We start from the raw sequence: 17,925 nt of genomic DNA, 5'->3' as shown, positions 1-17,925 counted from the left end.
GAATTATTTTACCAAATATTATGTCAAAATTGTAAGTGGCAAATACTCTTTTTGAGGATTACAATGAAAAATAGTTAAAAATGGATAGAAAGGAATTAACATGTCAAAAGGAAAACATCGAAAAAAACAAAAAATTTCTATTTCTTTTCTTGTAATTTTATTATTGTCTGTCAGCTTCTTTTCAACAGGCATCATTATAGGAGGTCAATTAACAAAAACACCTCAGTCCCAAACTTATAAAACGGAGCCAGCACAACTTACTTCCAATTTAACGCCCGATGAGCAGAGGCTTGCTAGCAAAATTGATCAATTACTACAAAAATCAGATTATATCGGTTCGATTTATGTTCGCAAAAATAATCGCGTACTATTAGAAAAAGGATATGGATACGCAAATCTGCGCGTAAAAGAATCGAATTCACCTTCTATTTACTATCAAATCGGTTCGATTCAAAAAGCAATGACTGCTTTACTGATACTAAAACAAATCCAAGCTGGTAAGTTAACTTTTGACACAAAGTTAGCAGAATTTTATCCTCAGATTCCTGGAAGTCAGCAAATCACAATCAAAAATATGATTTATATGCGCTCTGGTCTTCATCGAACTGCTTCTCCCGACAAACCTATGTCGGATAGTGAAATCATTCAGTTCGCCCTTCATCATTTGAAACTTACTGATTATGATACGTATCATTATGAACCATTGAATTATACATTGCTTACAGGGATATTGATCAAACTAACGAATCAGCCTTATGAAACTCTTCTAAAAAAAGAAATCATTCGTCCACTCCATCTAGAACATACAGATTTTTATGACAATGTAAAAAATTCGCCTCAACATGCTGTATCTTACCAGATGTCTGCAACTGACGATTATTCAAAAGCATTGATCGAGCCTGAAACCGACATCCGAAATGAATTAGGTACAGGAAACATAAGTATGTCTGTTTATGACTTGAACAAATTCTTTACCAGTGTTCTTTCTGGCGGTATCATACCAAAAGAACTACTTTTTTCATTGTGGCAAAATAATGGTGATAAACATCCTTACAGCGGCGGTGTTTACAGTGGAAACGATTATATCCTTGCTCAGGGGAATATCAATCGATTCCATGCAGTAGTGGCGATGAAAAAAGACACTAAAGATGCCATCGTTATGGAAAGTAATATCCAATCAGATAAAAACATCAAATTGCTGGCCACTGATTTAAGAAATCAGATTTATGAACTGATGGAAGGTGTTAATTTAAAAAGCTAAGTCGAAACAAAAAAACCAGCATCTTGCTGGTTTTTGTTTTAGTTGATTTCTGACTTTAAATACCGTTCCATTCCGCTCAATATATCAAATTTAGGCTTATAGCCTAAAGAACGAATTTTTGAAATATCCGCTAAGGAATCACGAATATCCCCTGAACGCTCCGCTTCATATTTAAGCGCTAGCTCTGTTCCTAAGATTTGATCAATTGAATGTATCAATTCAAGTAGCGTAGTGCTTTTTCCTGTACCGACATTGAATTGCTGTCCTAAAGCTTTTTCTTCCTTGGCAACAAGTAAAAGTGCTTGTATAACATCTTCTATATAAACAAAGTCTCTAGACTGACTCCCATCGCCAAATAAAGTAAATTCCGCTTTTTCTCCTGCCAATTGTTTTTTGTAACGATCCACTAGAATCGAAATGACTCCGCTATATGGAGAGTTCGGATTTTGATTTGGGCCATAAACGTTAAAAAATCGGACAGCACTAGTCGGAACATCATATAAATGACAGTAATCCAAAACATATTGTTCTGCTGCAAACTTATCGATGGCATATGGTGTTAATGGACGGATGACTGATTCTTCTTTTTTTGGCAATGTTGGTTCATCACCATAAACTGCAGCTGAGGAACTAAATACTAATCGTTTTAAATCAGATTGATATTTTCGTGCTAATTCAAGCAATAAAAGCGCACTGTCAAAATTTACACGATGTGTTTCTAAAGGCCGTTCCACAGAATCTGCCACACTAGCTACAGCAGCTAGATGAAAAATATAGGCAAACTGATATTCTTTCATGATTCTTTCCATCAATTGAGGATCTGATACATCCCCCTCAATGAAAGTCACTTGTTTCTCCATATCCAAGTTTTCTTTTTTTCCCATTGATAAATCGTCGACTACTACGATTTTGTTTTCTTTTCCCAAATAATTCGCTAGCGTTGAACCGATAAAACCAGCTCCGCCAGTAATCAATATAGTGTCCATCAAATTCACTCCAATTGCACATTTTCGTATCAAATAATATTAGTTTACCATTTTTATATTGTAAAAACTATAAAATTTGTTGAAGTTGGGATAACTAGTTTTCTTTTCTACTTTCATATACCTAAAAATAGTTTCAATTAGTTACTCCTTCTTCTTTAGATATAGTTTTTTGGATAGAACCCAGATATCCCCAAAAAATAAATGAACCTATCGTACTAACCAAAATGAGTTCTGTGATAAATAATGCCGAAACTGCTATTGTAAGAATCATTAAAATAGCAAAAAAGTGCTTATCTTTTACTAGATTTGGTTGTGTGAAACAATAACGCAAGGCTTTAAAGCATTGGATAAATAAGAAGGTTAACAATGTCAATAGACCTAATCCTCCTGTAGCAGCCATCACTAAGAAAATAAAATTATGAGCAGTTAAAGTATCTTTTCCCATTAATGTATATGGTAGTTTATCATGTGCATATTCAATATAGTAGCCTGGAGAACCTCCGGATATCGGCTTACTCTTGAATATTTCAATTGCACTTTTCCAAAGTTCAAACCTTAAATTAGAAACATCCCCGCTATCAGTGTCAGGGCGTTTTAAATCAACTTTATTGCTGCTAGTTGTTCCTGATGAATCAGATGTATCTTTTTTTACTTCTGTAATATGCGGAACATGTGCCCATGCATGAGCAGTTATATCTGTTACATAATACATCGCAATTATACTTAGCAATCCTACTACTAATGCAGTTAGCCATCTTTTTAAAGTATTAGTTTTAAGAAAACGACTACTATAACTTGTAAAGAAACTAAAAACAAAAGTTGTTATTAATAAACAAACTAATGTGGTGCGTGAACCCGATAAAGCAATAAACGAGAATTGAATAAAAATATTAATTACAAAAAATATTTTAAATAGAAGATTTAAATGCTTGTAAGTGACCAAATAATATATAGCAATAATGATGACGATTAATGATATAACCGCACCAAAATTTGGATCTGTATATACACCAAATAAACGGTTGCCTAACCACCCTAAACGAACTGGGTAATACTTATATTTTATTGGAATTTTTATGCCATATTGAATGACAAACCAGTATAATGATACTAAATTAGCTAAAAACCATACCAATGAAAGTATCCAGGTAAATACTTTGAAAAAAAAGTTACTACTATAGTCTTTGCCAAACTGATAAATCATAAAGAAAAAGATTAATTGCCACATGATTAACTTAATATTTTCGCTATATCCATATTTTAAATTCATTAAACTGCTTACTAGCATCGCGCCAATAAAAGCAATTAATAGCCAATCATATTTTTTTAGATTTTTTTCTCTAAATGCAATAATTGCATCTATAATGATCAAGACAACTCCCGCTATTCCAGCAGGCCAAAAAAGTAAAGTATCATATCTAGTAGGTAATAGTAAATACGGGCCTATTGCTCGTAACATTAAAATAAAACCAAAATAAATAAAATACCAACCTTTCACATATTTTAAAAATCTTTCATTCAACATTTTTCCTCCATCCACCTATTTCTCATAAATATTTCTTATCCTTTTTAGGATAAACTGTCCTTTCAATTCTAACAAAAAAATGCTAAACTAACAATGTATATTAATGAATTTCGAGAGGTGAAAGATGAAAAGAGTAATTACTTACGGTACCTTTGATTTGCTTCATTACGGGCATATCAATTTACTGAAACGAGCAAAACAATACGGAGACTATCTTATTGTTGCCCTTTCTACAGATGAATTCAATTGGAATGCGAAACAAAAAAAAATGTTATTTTAGTTATGAAAAAAGAAAACAGTTACTTGAAGCTATTCGCTACGTTGATTTAGTTATTCCTGAAGAAAATTGGGAACAAAAAGTAAAAGATATAAAAGAATACCATGCAGATTATTTCGTGATGGGCGATGATTGGGCTGGACATTTTGATGAACTTGAACAACTAACAGATGCACAAGTGATTTATTTACCAAGAACACCTGAGATCTCTACAACTCAAATAAAGAACGAACTTAATTCTTTAAATAGTGATAAATAATATTTTTTAAACAATAAAAGAACAATATATCTGGATAAGACGTAAAAAAATGGCTCTATAATTTCTAGGACTGATAGAATTTTCTGTCGGTCCTAGATTTTTTGTAAAAAAAAACAGACATAAAAAAATTCCGATAGAATAGAGTCGTCTAAAACATCAATCTGAAAGGAAGTTTTTGATATCCATTTCTCATTCTATCAAAGAGCTCTTCACTATTAAAGATAAAAATATTGAAATTAATTCTTTTCATGAAACTTTTTATAAGGACAAGAAAGCCATCGTAATCGAAGGTCCATTAGTTCGCACTTTTAGACATTGTCTATTTTGTAAAGAATCTGCAAAGCAGATCGAGAAAAACGGCAAGAAGATTTCAATGATTATCTTAAATCGCAGTGGGAATAAACAAACCTATTTGCGTCTTAGAAAACAACATTACCACTGCCAATCATGCGGGAAATATTTTACTGCTCATACGTATCTTGTCGCTCCTTCATGTTTTATTTCGAAACAAGTTCATTACACGATATTAGAAGAGTTGACCGATCGTCAAGCATTAAAGACAATTGCGAAACGTTGTGATTTTCAGTAACGACAGTTCAACGGACATTATCTGCTCTATCGGCAACGCTGCGACAGAAGCTAGACTATTTACCTCATTGTTTACTATTCGACGAGTTTCGCTCTCTTTCAATTTTCCATGGGAAGTTCTCCTTTTCTTGTATGAATTGAGAGACAGGGAAGCTCTTTGACATTTTGTCCAGCCGGAGAAAAAAAAAGATTTGATTGCTTATTTCATGCGTTTTACAAGAAAAGCTCATATGGGGGTTCGATACATTGTCACAGATATGAATGCCCCTTATTTTTCATTAGTCAAAGAACCCTTCCCAAATGCACAAATCATCATTGATTGCTTTCACATTGGGCAACACTTGAACAAGTTTTTCGATCGTGTTCGAAAACGTGTGATGAAGCAGTTGAATCAAAAAGACACTTCACAAGCTAAGTGCTATCGACAATTGAAACCTTTGTATAAATTACTTCTATAATCAGATGACGAGTTGGATTATACAACATTCAAGAAATGGCAGAATTTTTAATGGCGCTATTTAACAGAAAGTGAAGTAGTTGATTGTCTACCCTCAATCTCTTATGAACTTAAAATGGCTTAGCAGTATTATCAAAAGCTGCTTAGCAATTATCACAAGAAACAGCTAGCTACTTCGAGAAATGACCAAAGAAGTTCCCTCGATACTTCACTATCTTAAAAAGCCTTTTTCATATCTGAAAAAGGCTTTTAACTAGCATTTTCGAAAAAGTATTTTAATACAAAATTAGAGAATCTTCGCACACATATCAAAACATTGAAACGATTTGCTTATGGATTTTGCAGTTTTACCAATATGCGCTTGTGGATTTTTCTAATCAACGGGTTAATAAGCTATGCATTAAAAGCTAGTAAATCTTACTAACTTTGTTGATCATAAATGACCTTATCAGCCCGATTTGACAAAGAACTACTTTTTTACAACATTATTTTATTTTCGAATAATCTTTCTTACTTCATTTCGTATATCTGGAAAAAGAAAATAAACAAACGGAAGATAAATAATGAAAATCATTATTGATTTAATTGCCATATCTAAAAATGAAGAAGAGAATAATTGTGGAAGAAAGTAATAGGCCGAAGTAGTCAAAGTAAGATTGACTATAAAAAATAAGATAACGTTCTTCCCAAAGAAATAGGATATTTTTATTTCTTTTCGTACAAAAAATACTCTAAAGAAAAAGACTAATAATTCTACTACCACGAGTACGATTGTAGCCGCTACAGCGCCATAAGTAGGCACAAAAGCTACATTTCCAATAATACTTACAATCGCACCAATGATCATTGGATAAGCATACTCCTTATCTTTTTCTATAGCAATTGCAAATTGGTTAGCAAAAACTCCACCAATTGGACTAACAACTATAATTAGACAAGAAATAAGCATGTTTATTGTCATCGGTTTGAAATTCTCCCCAAAAAACCATGGAACAAATTCTTTTGTATTGATAAACACCACACTAAAAAGAATTAATGCAATAATAATCGTGTAATCAAAAGATTTTTTTGTGTAAACTAAAATATTTTCTGATTTTCCCTCTGCCTGTGCTTTAGATATTTTAGGCAACATAACAATAGTAATTGATGTTAAGACTGCCAATATAATACGAGCAATTTTTTGAGACTGATCATAATAAGATAATGCTGTTGGATCCACAAAATACCCAACTATCGTTTTGTCTAAAGTTGTGTACACTTGCATAAACAACTGAGGAGTCAAAATAATAAAAGCTGGTTTCCACAACTGTTTAAAAACATTAGAGTTAAAGAGTGGTTTACCTACTTTTCCGTGGATACTCAACCAGAAAACTAAACTTCCTAAAAAGTTAGTAATTGAAGTAATGAACACATAAATCCACAAATCATCTTTAGTTGAAACAAAAAGGATTATTAACAATACCGATGATAATTTGATAACTGTATTTCTAATAACCACTTTCGAAAATTCTTCAATTCCTTGAAAAAACCAAGAAATATCTAATGTTAGCCCTGCAATAAATATCAATTGAATTAAGTATAAATTTTTATACTTTACATCAAAAAAATAAATATAGGCTATATAGAGAAAGGAAACACTCAAGCCTATTAAAAATTGAAGAAAGTAAATATTCCAGAATTGTAAAGATAGTGCTTTTTTATCTTTCCTTGATTTAGCGATATTTCGAATACGAAAAGGATTCATTCCCACAGCAATGACAGTCATTAAAAATTGTGATATTGAGAAAACATACCCATAAATCCCTAAACCAGTTGAACCTATTCTACGACTAAGTATAGGTATAGTAAGTAAGGGCAAAACAATCAAAAAGACTTGATATATCGCATTATAAAATATATCTTTTACTGTTTTTTTCACTTTTTATCCCTCTCTAACAACTCAAGAACCTTTTCTGTACTTGCCCCTGTTTCATAATTTCCAATATAATCAAGTAACTCTTGAGAACTTTTCAAAAGCTTTTCTTGTTGGTTTTTAAAAACATCAACAAGGCCATAACTATCTTGTACGCTTATAATTGGTAACTCACTTAACTGTATATAAAAACCTCTTTCTAAGCTGTATTCTTTTTCATCATAGTTAAAAAGAATAATTGGTTTTTTTGTTAGCGCAAAATCGAAAAAAATAGATGAATAATCTGTGATTAAAACATCTATCTCTTCAAAAAGCATTTCAAGAGGAATCCCATCATTAATTAAAGTAATTTGATGTTTTTTCATATATTCTATACTTTTAGAATCAGTTGCTAATTTACTATGAACATTAGGATGAAATTTAGTCATTAAATTTAATTCTTGTTGTTGCTTTTTAAAAAATTCACGTAAGTTATCCACACCTAACCATTCTAGTTGCGTAATTCCGTTGTCCTCAATATTATTTCGAAAAGTTGGAGCAAATAAGACATTGATTTGTTTCTTTTTCAAGTCAAACACTTGCTCTTTACTAGAGGCTAATTCATCGTTTCTAGGAGTTCCTACTTCTAATATTTTAGAAGGAACGATATTGAATGCTGAAACATACTTCTCAGAACTATAGCGATTACCAGATAATAAATATGTAATTGACTCACTATCTTTTTTCGCATAGCTTAGGTAACGTTTAGGTAACTTATCTTTTGCATCAAATTCAATTTTTTTTAAAGGCGTACCGTGCCATGTTTGAAAATAAAATTGTTTTTTCCTTTTTGCATACTTAATCGTTTTCCGACTATCGTCTATCCAATACTTAGCTGTATACAAATAAAAGGCAGCTAAAAAAGAATCGGAATCAATTCTTTTAATATAATCTGGTAAATCAGTTATAATCGCTTCTTTTTTAATTAACCAAATAATTCTGTAATTCAATTTTTTTTCATGAATTTTCTCTGAAATAACTCTTGGATTTCCAGAATAATTACGCCCGCCAAAACTTGAAAATACAATTAAATTTTTTTGAATAGGTAATATTTTAATAAAAACCGGGAAAATATTCCTTGAAAAAAATTTTTTTATATTCTTCATCTCTTACCTCACAGATTCTATCTTAATCAAAAATTTACTTGCTATCTTACTACTTGACATATAGTAAGGCAAGTTTTTATTTATTAATAAAAACTTTACTAATTTTTTTAATTTTGGTGAAAAGTCGGGATCAATTTTCACTTCTTTTTCAAAGCGTTGTAAAATATTTATAGAACGTAAATAATCTTCTTTATTGGTATAGTTATTTTTAATCATTGTCATCATCATCCTTATTGCTTCATAGACATAGCGAGTTCTAACATTAATTGATAATTCCGGATAAAACTTATCTATGAATACTAGTATATCTTCATGGACTTCAAAAGAATCAAAAATTCTAGGATTGAAGCTTCCTCTCAGTATACTTTTAGGGCTTTGGTAATAGTGATATTTAGCAGATGAATTGACAGCAACTTTTTCGGAATGATCGATCAACAAATAAGTAGTAGCCTTATCTTCCATTAATTTACCCAGTGGGAATCTTATATTATCAAATAAATTTCTATTGAATAATTTATTATTTGCAGAATAGCCAATTTTATTATTTATAAATAAGTTTTTCATTGCTTGTTCTCTATCAAATATTTCCCATTTTCTCTCAGCAATTGTATGTTCTTTTAGTTGTTCTAAACTTGAAATCTTTTTTATTTTTAGCACCGAGATATCTGCTCCATAAGTTTGCGTACCAAAATATAGTAACTCAAGATAGTCTGGTTCTATCCAATCATCGCTGTCAATAAAGCACACAAAATCTCCTGTTGCAGAATCAAGACCAGAATTCCTAGCCGCACTTAAACCACCATTCACTTGATGTATCACTTTTAATCGCATATCTTTCTTTTTATATTCTTCTGCAATTTCCCCACTTCGATCCGGGGAACCATCATCGACTACTATTATTTCAATATTTGAATGTGTCTGATTGGAAATAGATTCTAAGCAGTTTTCTAAATAGTTTTCTACGTTATATGCGGGTACTATAACACTAATTTTATGCACTCTCTTCACTTCCTAAAAATCATCTTTTTTATTTTTACAAATGTATCATTACCAGTAACAATTTTAGTCTTCCGAAGTTAATAAACATAAAAAATAACATATCGAAAAAAACTTTATTTTTTTAGAACTTTTTTATATAAAATAAAATAAGTTTTAGGATTAATTAAGTATAAAAATAAAGCTAATTTTTTAGCAATTGATATCTCATTGTTACTTCTTATTTTTGAATATATACTTTTTATTTCTCTTTTAGACTGATTATAATATTTTTGTTTTTCTTTCTGATTTTGATTTTTGCCAGTAATTTTAAACCCTGTTGAAAGATATCCGTCTACTAACCGAGCATTGGCCAAATTAATAAGTCGAGGATAATCTTTCTTTACTTCATCAACTAATATTTTTCTTTGCAAAATATTATCATACTGTTTTGAATTAAAAGACTGATAAACGATGCTATCGTTATTTTGATAATAAAAAATACCTGAAAATGGCAAAATATCAATTTTACCAGCCGCCCTAAAAGCTTCATACATAGGAACCATATCCTCATATAATTTATTTTCTGGAAAAACTATATGATTGAATAATTCCCTTTTAAAAAATTTATTCCATACGTAAAAGTCCACTGCCTTACTTCTAAACATTTGCTCAATTGCTTCTTCACTTGAACAACCAATCTTCTTTTCGGGAACAAATAAATTTGCATTTTCTATATTTTTTCCTTTACTTAATCCAAAAGCAATGATATCGGGGTGATTCCTATGGTAGTCTTTCAAAACATTATTAAAACAATCAGGTAAAAAATAATCGTCACTATCTAAAAATCCTACCAAATTTCCAGTTGCTTCTTTTATCCCATAGTTCCTAGCAACTGATGGACCAGCGTTTTCCAAGTGATAACATGCTACTTTACTCTCTAGATTGGCAATTTCGTCACCAATGTCACTACTACCATCTGTAGATCCATCATCAATTAACAAGATTTCAATATTGGGATAACCTTGCGTTAAGACGCTGTCTACAGCTCTTATTAAAGTATTCTTTGCATTGTAAAAAGGTATGATTATAGAAAGTTTAGTTTGTTTTTCTAAGTTTTGATTCATATACTTTTCCCCTAATTTTATTCGGTAATAAACTAATTACAAGATGTCCGCAAATAACTATCAGAAAATCTTTTAGTGATCCTAGACCATCTTTCCATACGCGATATCGGCCTTTAATTCCTGGTAAAAGATATTTACTTCCTCCACGTCTAGCATACATGTCAGCACCTGCTCTAGCATGTACTAGAATCTCTTGGATATTATATCCTTTATATCCCGCCTTCAATAGTCTTACCCACAAATAATAATCTTCAAATCCAATTAATGGGCGATAGTTTCCCACTTCTAAAATAGCATTTTTATCAAACATGACTGTCATATGATTAAAAGGGTTTCTTCTTTTCGAAAACACACGGATTTCATCATTATACTCAGGTACAATCCTTCTTCCGATAACATTGCTAAGTGTGCCAGTAAATTCTTCAATATTACTCCCAACAATCGCTATTTCTGGATATTCTTGGAAGATCTCTAATTGTTTTTCCAATCTGTGTGGTTCCATGATGTCATCTGTATCCATTCTGGCCACTAAGCGATTTTTAGTATGTTCTAATCCAGTTGCTAAAGCAATCCCCAATCCTTGATTTTTTTCTAATTTTACAACTGTAAACAAGTGAGGAACTTTTTGCTGGAAATAAGTGACAACTGCCTGAAGCTTCTCATTTATAGGGCCATCATAAACCAATACGATTTCTGCCGGCATCACCGTTTGCTCAAAGATACTAGCTAATGCTTCCTTTAAATATTCCGGCTTTTCTTTATCATACAAAGAAAGCAGTATACTTATATTTTTATTTTCCAATGTTCTCTCCTACTTCTTTGCTCAAAATTTTTCCAATCTAACGATACGTTTTTTCTTTTGGAAATGCACTTTCTGCTAATGAACTGATATTTTCATCTTCATCTAGTCCTTGTGAGGACATCTTATCAAATAAGATTTTGATTGTTTGAAGTAAAATCTTCAAATCTAATAGTAAGGAATACTTTTTGATATACAACAAATCAAAACGTAGTTTACTATTATAATCTGATACATATTTTCCGTATACTTGTGCATATCCGGTAATCCCTGCACGTACATTGTGTCTTAAATAATAATAAGGATTTTCTTCATTGAACTGATCAACGAAAAATGGTCTTTCTGGACGTGGTCCGACAATCGACATATCGCCTTTCAATACATTAAAGATTTGAGGTAATTCGTCAAAACGTACGGCACGGATAAATTTGCCTACTGGTGTCACACGTGCATCATTGCTCTTTGCCAAGACTGGTCCTGATTTTGCTTCAGCTGTTGCACTCATGGAACGAAATTTATAGATTGAAAATTCCTTTTGATTTTTCGTAATACGTACTTGTTTATAAATAATTGGTCCAGGTGAAGTTGTTTTTACCAAAATCGCTGTGATTAGCATAAAAGGTGAAGCGAGGATCAATAAAATAAGCGAAACGATGATATCAAAGAGACGTTTGAATAATTCATATTCCGGCTGAATTTTGAAACCGGAAGCTTCAATGATACTTTCATCTTCGAAATTCATGATGTTCGGATTGATCATCGTTAAATTTTCAAAAGTTGTATTTAAAAACAGCTTCTTCTCTTTTTTAGTCACTAATTGATAAATATTGATTTTTTCATCTTCTGGGATTTTTGAAGCTAGGTAGACAATATCGATGTCATCAATCAATTTTTTTGTGTTTTCATAATAATTGTCGATCACTACTGCTTCAACCTTATGTTTGTTGTTTTTCTTAGATTGAAAGTTTTGGATCGCTGGTGCGACATCTTTCTCCAAACCTACGATAAGTACTTTCTTATCACGACTGACTCTTAAGTATAGTTTATAAACGACTATCCGATAAACGCTAAGTAATATCGTGCCAAGTATAAACGAGAGCACGATGACGCCACGCGGAAATGCAAACCAACGTCCAGCAAAAGTAACCACCATGATCCCCAATGCTATCAGCACCTGTCCAATAACAGTAATGAAGACGATATCACTGATCATTCGGTTATAGAATACATAAGCTCCTAACAAAATATTCAACGCAATAAAGATAATGGAAATAAAAACTGCTGAATGCTGAAAGGTCTCTAAGTTTCTTGCTGGGACTTCTCCTTGGAACTTCAGCAAAAAGCTAAGATAGATCGACACATTCAATACAAGTACATCCATGATGATAATGAATATCCTGCGTGCCGCATTCCACTCCCCATTTTTATTCATATATACACTCCTAACCATAAAATAATGCCTCTATCATCTTACCATAGCAAAGTTTAAAAACCTAGTGAATAACCAAATTGTAAAATAAATTAAAAGAAAAATTCTTGTCTTTTAATAAGAATTGTTGTAGATACCTATACAATATTGCATAAGTAAAAAACTATTTCACCATCTATTTAGATGACGAAACAGTTTTTTATTTTTAGTCAGGTCTCAACGAAAAATCGCCGATTCCTTCTTTAGTTAGATTATCGTTATAAAATGGGTCATGAGCAATATAAGAAGGCCACTTATCTTGCATTTTTTTGATTTCCCCAGCAAAACGTCTTTGTTTTTCTGGTGTATCTTCATAACCTCTTGATTTAGATTCGAAATGGTACAATTCTGCTTGATGTGCATAGACATTGTAACGACCCAGTTCATAAACTTTCAAGCACAAGTCAACATCGTTGAATGCTACTTCTAATGTTTCATCAAATCCATTGACAGCATTGAAGTCAGCTGCCTTGACCATCATACAAGCTGCAGTGACAGCTAAGTAATTGACATCAATGACCAATCGGCCGAAATAACCACAATGTGTTCGATCATAGTTATTCAATGCATGCCCTGCAACACCACCGATTCCTAATAATACTCCTGCATGCTGCGTTGTATCATCTGGATAAAACAGTTTTGCTCCTACACAGCCGATTCGATCAAACTGTGCATAAGAAACCATCGCCGTCATCCAATCTGGCTCAATCACTTCTGTATCGTTATTCAAGAATAAAAAGTATTTGCCGTTTGCTTTTTCTGCTGCTAAATTGTTGATTCGAGAATAATTGAATGGAATGTCAATCAATTCTACGATAAAGCGGTCTTTCAGCTGATGCTTGTATTCTGCAAATAATTCTTGCATTTTTGGATCTGTACTTCCATTATCCGCAATAATGATTTCATAATTTGAATAAGATGTTTTTTCGATGATCGAATCTACACAAGTTTTTAGATCTTCATAGCCATTCTTCGTTGGAATGATCACACTGACCAAATCCTCTTGCAAGACGTCATAAGTAATCTCATAAAATCCAGAAATTCTGCCAGGACGTACGCTTCCTTTGATGTTCCTTCTAGACAGGGCATCTGTCAATGCTTTCACTCCGGAATCATAGATATAACTTTTGGCTTCACCATTACTTGCCGTTGATCCTGGGATCGTCCGCCAATGATACAAGACTCGGTCAATGTGGTAAATATGATCTGCAGGGATTTGTTCTGTCACACGAAGGACCAAATCATAATCTTGAGAACCTTCATAGCCTTTACGGAAACCGCCAAGTTCTTTAACAATGCTTGTTCGATATACGCCTAAGTGAGAGATATAATTATTTCCCATCAATGTATCAGGAGACCAGTCTGCTTTGAAGTGCGGATCAAAGCGATTGCCGTCTGCATCGATTTTATCTTCGTCACTGTAGATCAAATCCAGTTCTGGATGTACGTTTAGCACTTTTGCCACTTCATATAATGCAAATGGCGGTAATTCATCATCATTATCTAAGAGTGCTATAAACTCTCCTTCTGCCATTTCCAATGCAGAATTAGTTGCCAGACTGATGTGTCCATTTTCTTGTCGGAAAACGACTTTGATTCTATCATCTTTTGCTTGATAGGATTCCAGACACTTTCGGATAGCTGGATCAGTAGAAGCATCATCACTGATACATAGTTCCCAATGATCATACGTTTGATCCAGTACCGAATCAATGCATTTTTCGAGCCATTTGATTTCAACGTTATAGACAGGCATAAGTATGGAAATCAATGGGCGGTAGGCAAATCCTTGTACTTCTTTCCTTTGCTCTTTCAGATCAGGTTTCTCATGACGACTGATCCATTCTGCATAGTCGATCGATCCTGGCTTCAATTCCAATTTGACTCGGCGGATTGCTTTTTTTACGCCATGAGTCCTTGCATAATTTATCCCTTTTTTCAGTAATCTTTTTTTTCTTTCCCATGAAGATTCAATGCCGTCATCATAAGGGTATTTACCGTTTAATTTCACAGCTATGCCATTTTGATGTCTCGCTGTTTGGAAGTCTAAGATTGCTTTTCCTCTCATTTTCCCCGATAAACGTACCTTAAAACCGCTTTGGGTCTTAACATCAAGATTATATAAATGATTGATATCCAATCTTACGACATGTGTCGCTTCAGCAATCACATTTTCTTTTTCTACCTTTATCGTAGGGATTTCTTTGATCACTTCATCAATTGCCCAGCCCACAATAAGCAAATCGCCAGTGGCCCGTTCACGAGTGATTTGATCGATAAATACGGCAATTTCTTTTTTTTGCACGATTCGTTTACTCCTTATCTTTATAAGTTAATCATTATTTACATTTCAATGATCCATGATTGGCCATTTTGAGCTACTGCTTCCACTAAGAATGAACGTTCTTGCTCGCAAAGGATTCGTAACTCAAATCCCGCTTCTGTTCCTTTTGCGAGCTGTTCTGCTTGATTGACTTCTTCTCGTGAAACAGGAATTGCTTCGAAAAATGGCGATTGGTCAGCTGATAACTTATAGGACAATGGCTGGCGATCCGAATTAGCGATCCCCCATCCGATGATTTTTAATATTTTTGTTTCTGCATCCCAGATTTTCTCGTCAATACATATAGAAAGCTCTTTTTCTTGGATTTTTTTCGATGTTTCTTTCTTACGTTGTCCTAGTCTATGTTTGATTGTCCATTCATCACTTTCCAACAATGTGCAATAGCGATTTGTGGTTGTTTTTAACGTATGGACTAGTCTTGTATTTTCCTCAAGAAGATGATGATTTTCTCTTTCTAATTCATCATTTTTCTCAGAAAGCTGCTTTGTGACTTCAGCCATGGGACGAATCGTTTCCAACAATTCTTTCATTGTTGGTGTCAATTCCCCGATAAAGCGATAGTGACAATGGATAGTCACTTCTTTCCCAGAAATATCCGTTAGAACGAACTCTGGTAATTCTTTCCCATCAAACAAATAACAATCATTTACTGTTTTGACTACGGCATTCGAATCGATAAATGTGAGTTTTTCTCCAGCAGCTTCTGCGCTGAATTCGATAAAGCTAGGTTGTTGCGCGAAGCGAAACACCATTCTTTCCGTTGTTTCTGATACGGGGAAACTTAGTGTCTCATTTTCCCCTGTGAAATTATTGAATGGTATTTGTTGGATTGTTTCATCTTGTTTCGTTTGCTGGGTTACTTCTAACACTTTTACATAATTAGAATTTTGTGGCTGTGCAATGGAACTTTGTGCTACTGGATGTTTCATCAATGAGAAAAAGTATTGGTAGACTTCACCAAATGGTCGCATTTTGAAATCATAGCGTACAGCTTCCGGCAATTCTTCATAAGTTGATTTTAATTCTGTATCACCTACAGCTAAGTACAAATAATCTTCAATATTAATGAATAATCCCGCTTTTTCAAAAACTTTTTGGAAGCCATCATGAGTATAAAAAGAATTATGGGTTTCATCTAGGAGACCATAAGAAGCCCACGGCAATTGGTTATTGAACAAATCGATCATGACAGAATTATGCGCCAAGTTAGGGAATGTAATCAGGATCTCTCCTTCTTCATTCAAAAATTCTCTGACTTTCTTCAATGTTTTTCCAGGATCTACCAAATGTTCTAAAACATCGGCAAACAAGACGTAATCAAATGTCTGTCCAGCATAATAGTTTGCCCACTCAAAACTTTCGATATCACCATAAAATCCATCTTGAGCAAATTCGCTGACAAAATCGAACAATTCCTTATCTAACTCAACAATGCTCACTTCACATTGTTTTGCACCGATTAAATGTTTCGTTAATCGGCCGTTTCCGGGACCAAACTCTAAAACTTTACTTCCTGGTTTGATCTGTGCGGCAATTTTTCCCACACTGCTTTGTTCATCTAGGTCCATTTCAAAATCATATTTCATTGCTATGAGTCCCTTCTTCCCATTTATGGTCTAAGACCACGATGCCTTCTCCGATATAAGAACCGCTGACAAACAAATTCATGTACTTTGTCTTATATACCAAAGGAACCGTTGCATTTTCTTCAAAGACCGCAACGTCAAAATAATATTCACCAGCTAACAAACCTAACTTTTCATACTCCAGATAAAAGATATTCTCTCCTTTTTTCCAAGGAATCTTGATACCATCTAGTAGAGTATTGAGTCCGCACACATAAAAATTGTCGACTGTTCGTAGCGCAATTCCTAAAACCGGATTTTTGATTGTATCATCTTTTACTTCATAAGTTACTTTAACGTATAGTTTTTCTCCTTGTTCCAGCATATCCACCGGATTTTTGTCTTTATCCAACAATTCCGCTTTCGTCACGTCGACGATATCTGGAGCGGCGAACCGTTCTACTTGGTTTTTATTCCGATCCACTGTTTTAACTGATTTTTTCTTTAAAAAGTTTTCATAATTCGTCGTTACTTCCATCGTATCGCCATATTCGACGACTTCTCCGTTTTTCAACCAATAGGAACGATCACAAAAACGGCGAATCGAACTGATATCATGAGAAACGAATAAAATCGTCTTTCCCGAGTTCTTGATTTCTGTAAATTTTTCCATACATTTTAGTTGAAATTCAAGGTCTCCTACTGCCAATGCTTCATCTACAATCAAAATATCAGGATTCACATTGATTGCTACAGCAAAAGCTAGACGAACGAACATCCCACTTGAATAAGTTTTTACAGGTTGATAAATATGGTCGCCGATGTCAGCAAATTCAATGATATCATCGACCATTTCATCGACTTCTTCTCTTGAAAAGCCTAGTACCATCCCATTTAAATAGATATTTTCATAGCCAGAATACTCAGGATTAAATCCTGAACCTAGTTCTAGCAAAGCAGAGATTTTCCCTTCGATTTCCATCGTACCGGATGTTGGTGTCAGTACCCCTGTAATGATTTTCAACATCGTAGATTTTCCGGATCCGTTTTCTCCAACGAAACCGATCATCTCACCTTTTTTTATTTCTACATTCACGTTTTTCAACGCATAAAACACATCATGATAGGATTTCTTAAAAGGATTAAGAGCTTCACGAAATCGATCCGACGGTTTTGCGTACATATTATAAGATTTTGTGATATCTTTTAGTCTAATTGCATATTCTGTCATAGCTAT

General features: G+C 33.3%; 15 protein-coding genes and 1 pseudogene. 5 read left to right on the top strand and 11 right to left on the bottom strand.

Going from position 1 to position 17,925, the window contains the following annotated elements:
• Positions 1–100: 100 nt before the first annotated feature.
• Positions 101–1,261: a serine hydrolase domain-containing protein gene (locus tag HMPREF2961_RS11450; protein WP_002315320.1), complete on the top strand. Its 1,161-nt coding sequence runs from the start codon at positions 101–103 to the stop codon at positions 1,259–1,261.
• Between the two features lie 38 nt (positions 1,262–1,299).
• Here HMPREF2961_RS11450 and HMPREF2961_RS11445 read toward each other — a convergent pair whose 3' ends face one another.
• Positions 1,300–2,247: an NAD-dependent epimerase/dehydratase family protein gene (locus HMPREF2961_RS11445; RefSeq protein ID WP_024635868.1), complete on the bottom strand. Its 948-nt coding sequence runs from the start codon at positions 2,245–2,247 to the stop codon at positions 1,300–1,302.
• A gap of 133 nt (positions 2,248–2,380) precedes the next feature.
• Positions 2,381–3,772: an O-antigen ligase family protein gene (locus HMPREF2961_RS11440; protein ID WP_002325481.1), complete on the bottom strand. Its 1,392-nt coding sequence runs from the start codon at positions 3,770–3,772 to the stop codon at positions 2,381–2,383.
• Positions 3,773–3,896: 124 nt separating this feature from the next.
• Here HMPREF2961_RS11440 and tagD point away from each other — a divergent pair.
• The 4 genes and pseudogenes from tagD to HMPREF2961_RS15945 all read left to right on the top strand — a co-directional run bounded on the left by tagD (position 3,897) and on the right by HMPREF2961_RS15945 (position 5,777).
• A pseudogene (gene tagD, locus HMPREF2961_RS11435) lies at positions 3,897–4,308 on the top strand (glycerol-3-phosphate cytidylyltransferase).
• Between the two features lie 373 nt (positions 4,309–4,681).
• Positions 4,682–4,897 (top strand): hypothetical protein, encoded by a 216-nt coding sequence (locus tag HMPREF2961_RS15825; protein ID WP_227326630.1) that lies wholly within the window; start codon positions 4,682–4,684, stop codon positions 4,895–4,897.
• 205 nt (positions 4,898–5,102) lie between these two features.
• Positions 5,103–5,354: a transposase gene (locus tag HMPREF2961_RS15820; RefSeq protein WP_228841162.1), complete on the top strand. Its 252-nt coding sequence runs from the start codon at positions 5,103–5,105 to the stop codon at positions 5,352–5,354.
• 306 nt (positions 5,355–5,660) lie between these two features.
• Positions 5,661–5,777, top strand: a complete 117-nt coding sequence (locus HMPREF2961_RS15945; protein WP_228841166.1) for a hypothetical protein — start codon at positions 5,661–5,663, stop codon at positions 5,775–5,777.
• 66 nt (positions 5,778–5,843) lie between these two features.
• On the opposite strand, the gene HMPREF2961_RS11420 is transcribed toward HMPREF2961_RS15945, so the two are convergent.
• From HMPREF2961_RS11420 to HMPREF2961_RS11380, 9 genes are all read right to left on the bottom strand, one after another.
• Positions 5,844–7,271: a lipopolysaccharide biosynthesis protein gene (locus HMPREF2961_RS11420; RefSeq protein ID WP_002315326.1), complete on the bottom strand. Its 1,428-nt coding sequence runs from the start codon at positions 7,269–7,271 to the stop codon at positions 5,844–5,846.
• Positions 7,268–8,410 carry a CDP-glycerol glycerophosphotransferase family protein gene (locus HMPREF2961_RS11415; protein WP_070704811.1) on the bottom strand — a complete coding sequence of 381 codons (1,143 nt, stop codon included), beginning with the start codon at positions 8,408–8,410 and terminating at the stop codon, positions 7,268–7,270. The genes HMPREF2961_RS11420 and HMPREF2961_RS11415 overlap by 4 nt, the downstream gene beginning before the upstream one ends.
• A 3-nt stretch (positions 8,411–8,413) precedes the next feature.
• Positions 8,414–9,409 (bottom strand): glycosyltransferase family 2 protein, encoded by a 996-nt coding sequence (locus HMPREF2961_RS11410; protein WP_002315328.1) that lies wholly within the window; start codon positions 9,407–9,409, stop codon positions 8,414–8,416.
• Positions 9,410–9,522: 113 nt separating this feature from the next.
• Complete coding sequence (locus HMPREF2961_RS11405; protein WP_002315329.1) at positions 9,523–10,512, bottom strand: glycosyltransferase family 2 protein; 990 nt, start codon at positions 10,510–10,512, stop codon at positions 9,523–9,525.
• Entirely contained in the window at positions 10,484–11,314 is an 831-nt protein-coding gene (locus HMPREF2961_RS11400; protein WP_002315330.1) for a glycosyltransferase, read from the bottom strand. Before HMPREF2961_RS11400 ends, HMPREF2961_RS11405 begins: the two co-directional genes overlap by 29 nt.
• Before the next feature lie 37 nt (positions 11,315–11,351).
• Positions 11,352–12,743 carry a sugar transferase gene (locus HMPREF2961_RS11395; RefSeq protein ID WP_002315331.1) on the bottom strand — a complete coding sequence of 464 codons (1,392 nt, stop codon included), beginning with the start codon at positions 12,741–12,743 and terminating at the stop codon, positions 11,352–11,354.
• A 202-nt stretch (positions 12,744–12,945) separates the two neighbouring features.
• Positions 12,946–15,084 carry a glycosyltransferase family 2 protein gene (locus HMPREF2961_RS11390; RefSeq protein ID WP_002315332.1) on the bottom strand — a complete coding sequence of 713 codons (2,139 nt, stop codon included), beginning with the start codon at positions 15,082–15,084 and terminating at the stop codon, positions 12,946–12,948.
• A 38-nt stretch (positions 15,085–15,122) separates the two neighbouring features.
• Complete coding sequence (locus HMPREF2961_RS11385; RefSeq protein WP_002315333.1) at positions 15,123–16,709, bottom strand: class I SAM-dependent methyltransferase; 1,587 nt, start codon at positions 16,707–16,709, stop codon at positions 15,123–15,125.
• Positions 16,699–17,919, bottom strand: a complete 1,221-nt coding sequence (locus HMPREF2961_RS11380; RefSeq protein ID WP_002289079.1) for an ABC transporter ATP-binding protein — start codon at positions 17,917–17,919, stop codon at positions 16,699–16,701. Before HMPREF2961_RS11380 ends, HMPREF2961_RS11385 begins: the two co-directional genes overlap by 11 nt.
• Between the last annotated feature and the right edge of the window lie 6 nt (positions 17,920–17,925).

Origin of the sequence: Enterococcus sp. HMSC076E04 (assembly GCF_001814285.1) — a bacterium.
Lineage (GTDB): Bacteria > Bacillota > Bacilli > Lactobacillales > Enterococcaceae > Enterococcus_B > Enterococcus_B lactis.
The sequence above is the reverse complement of the archived record's forward strand: the minus strand, read 5'-3'. Positions and strand labels throughout refer to the sequence as shown.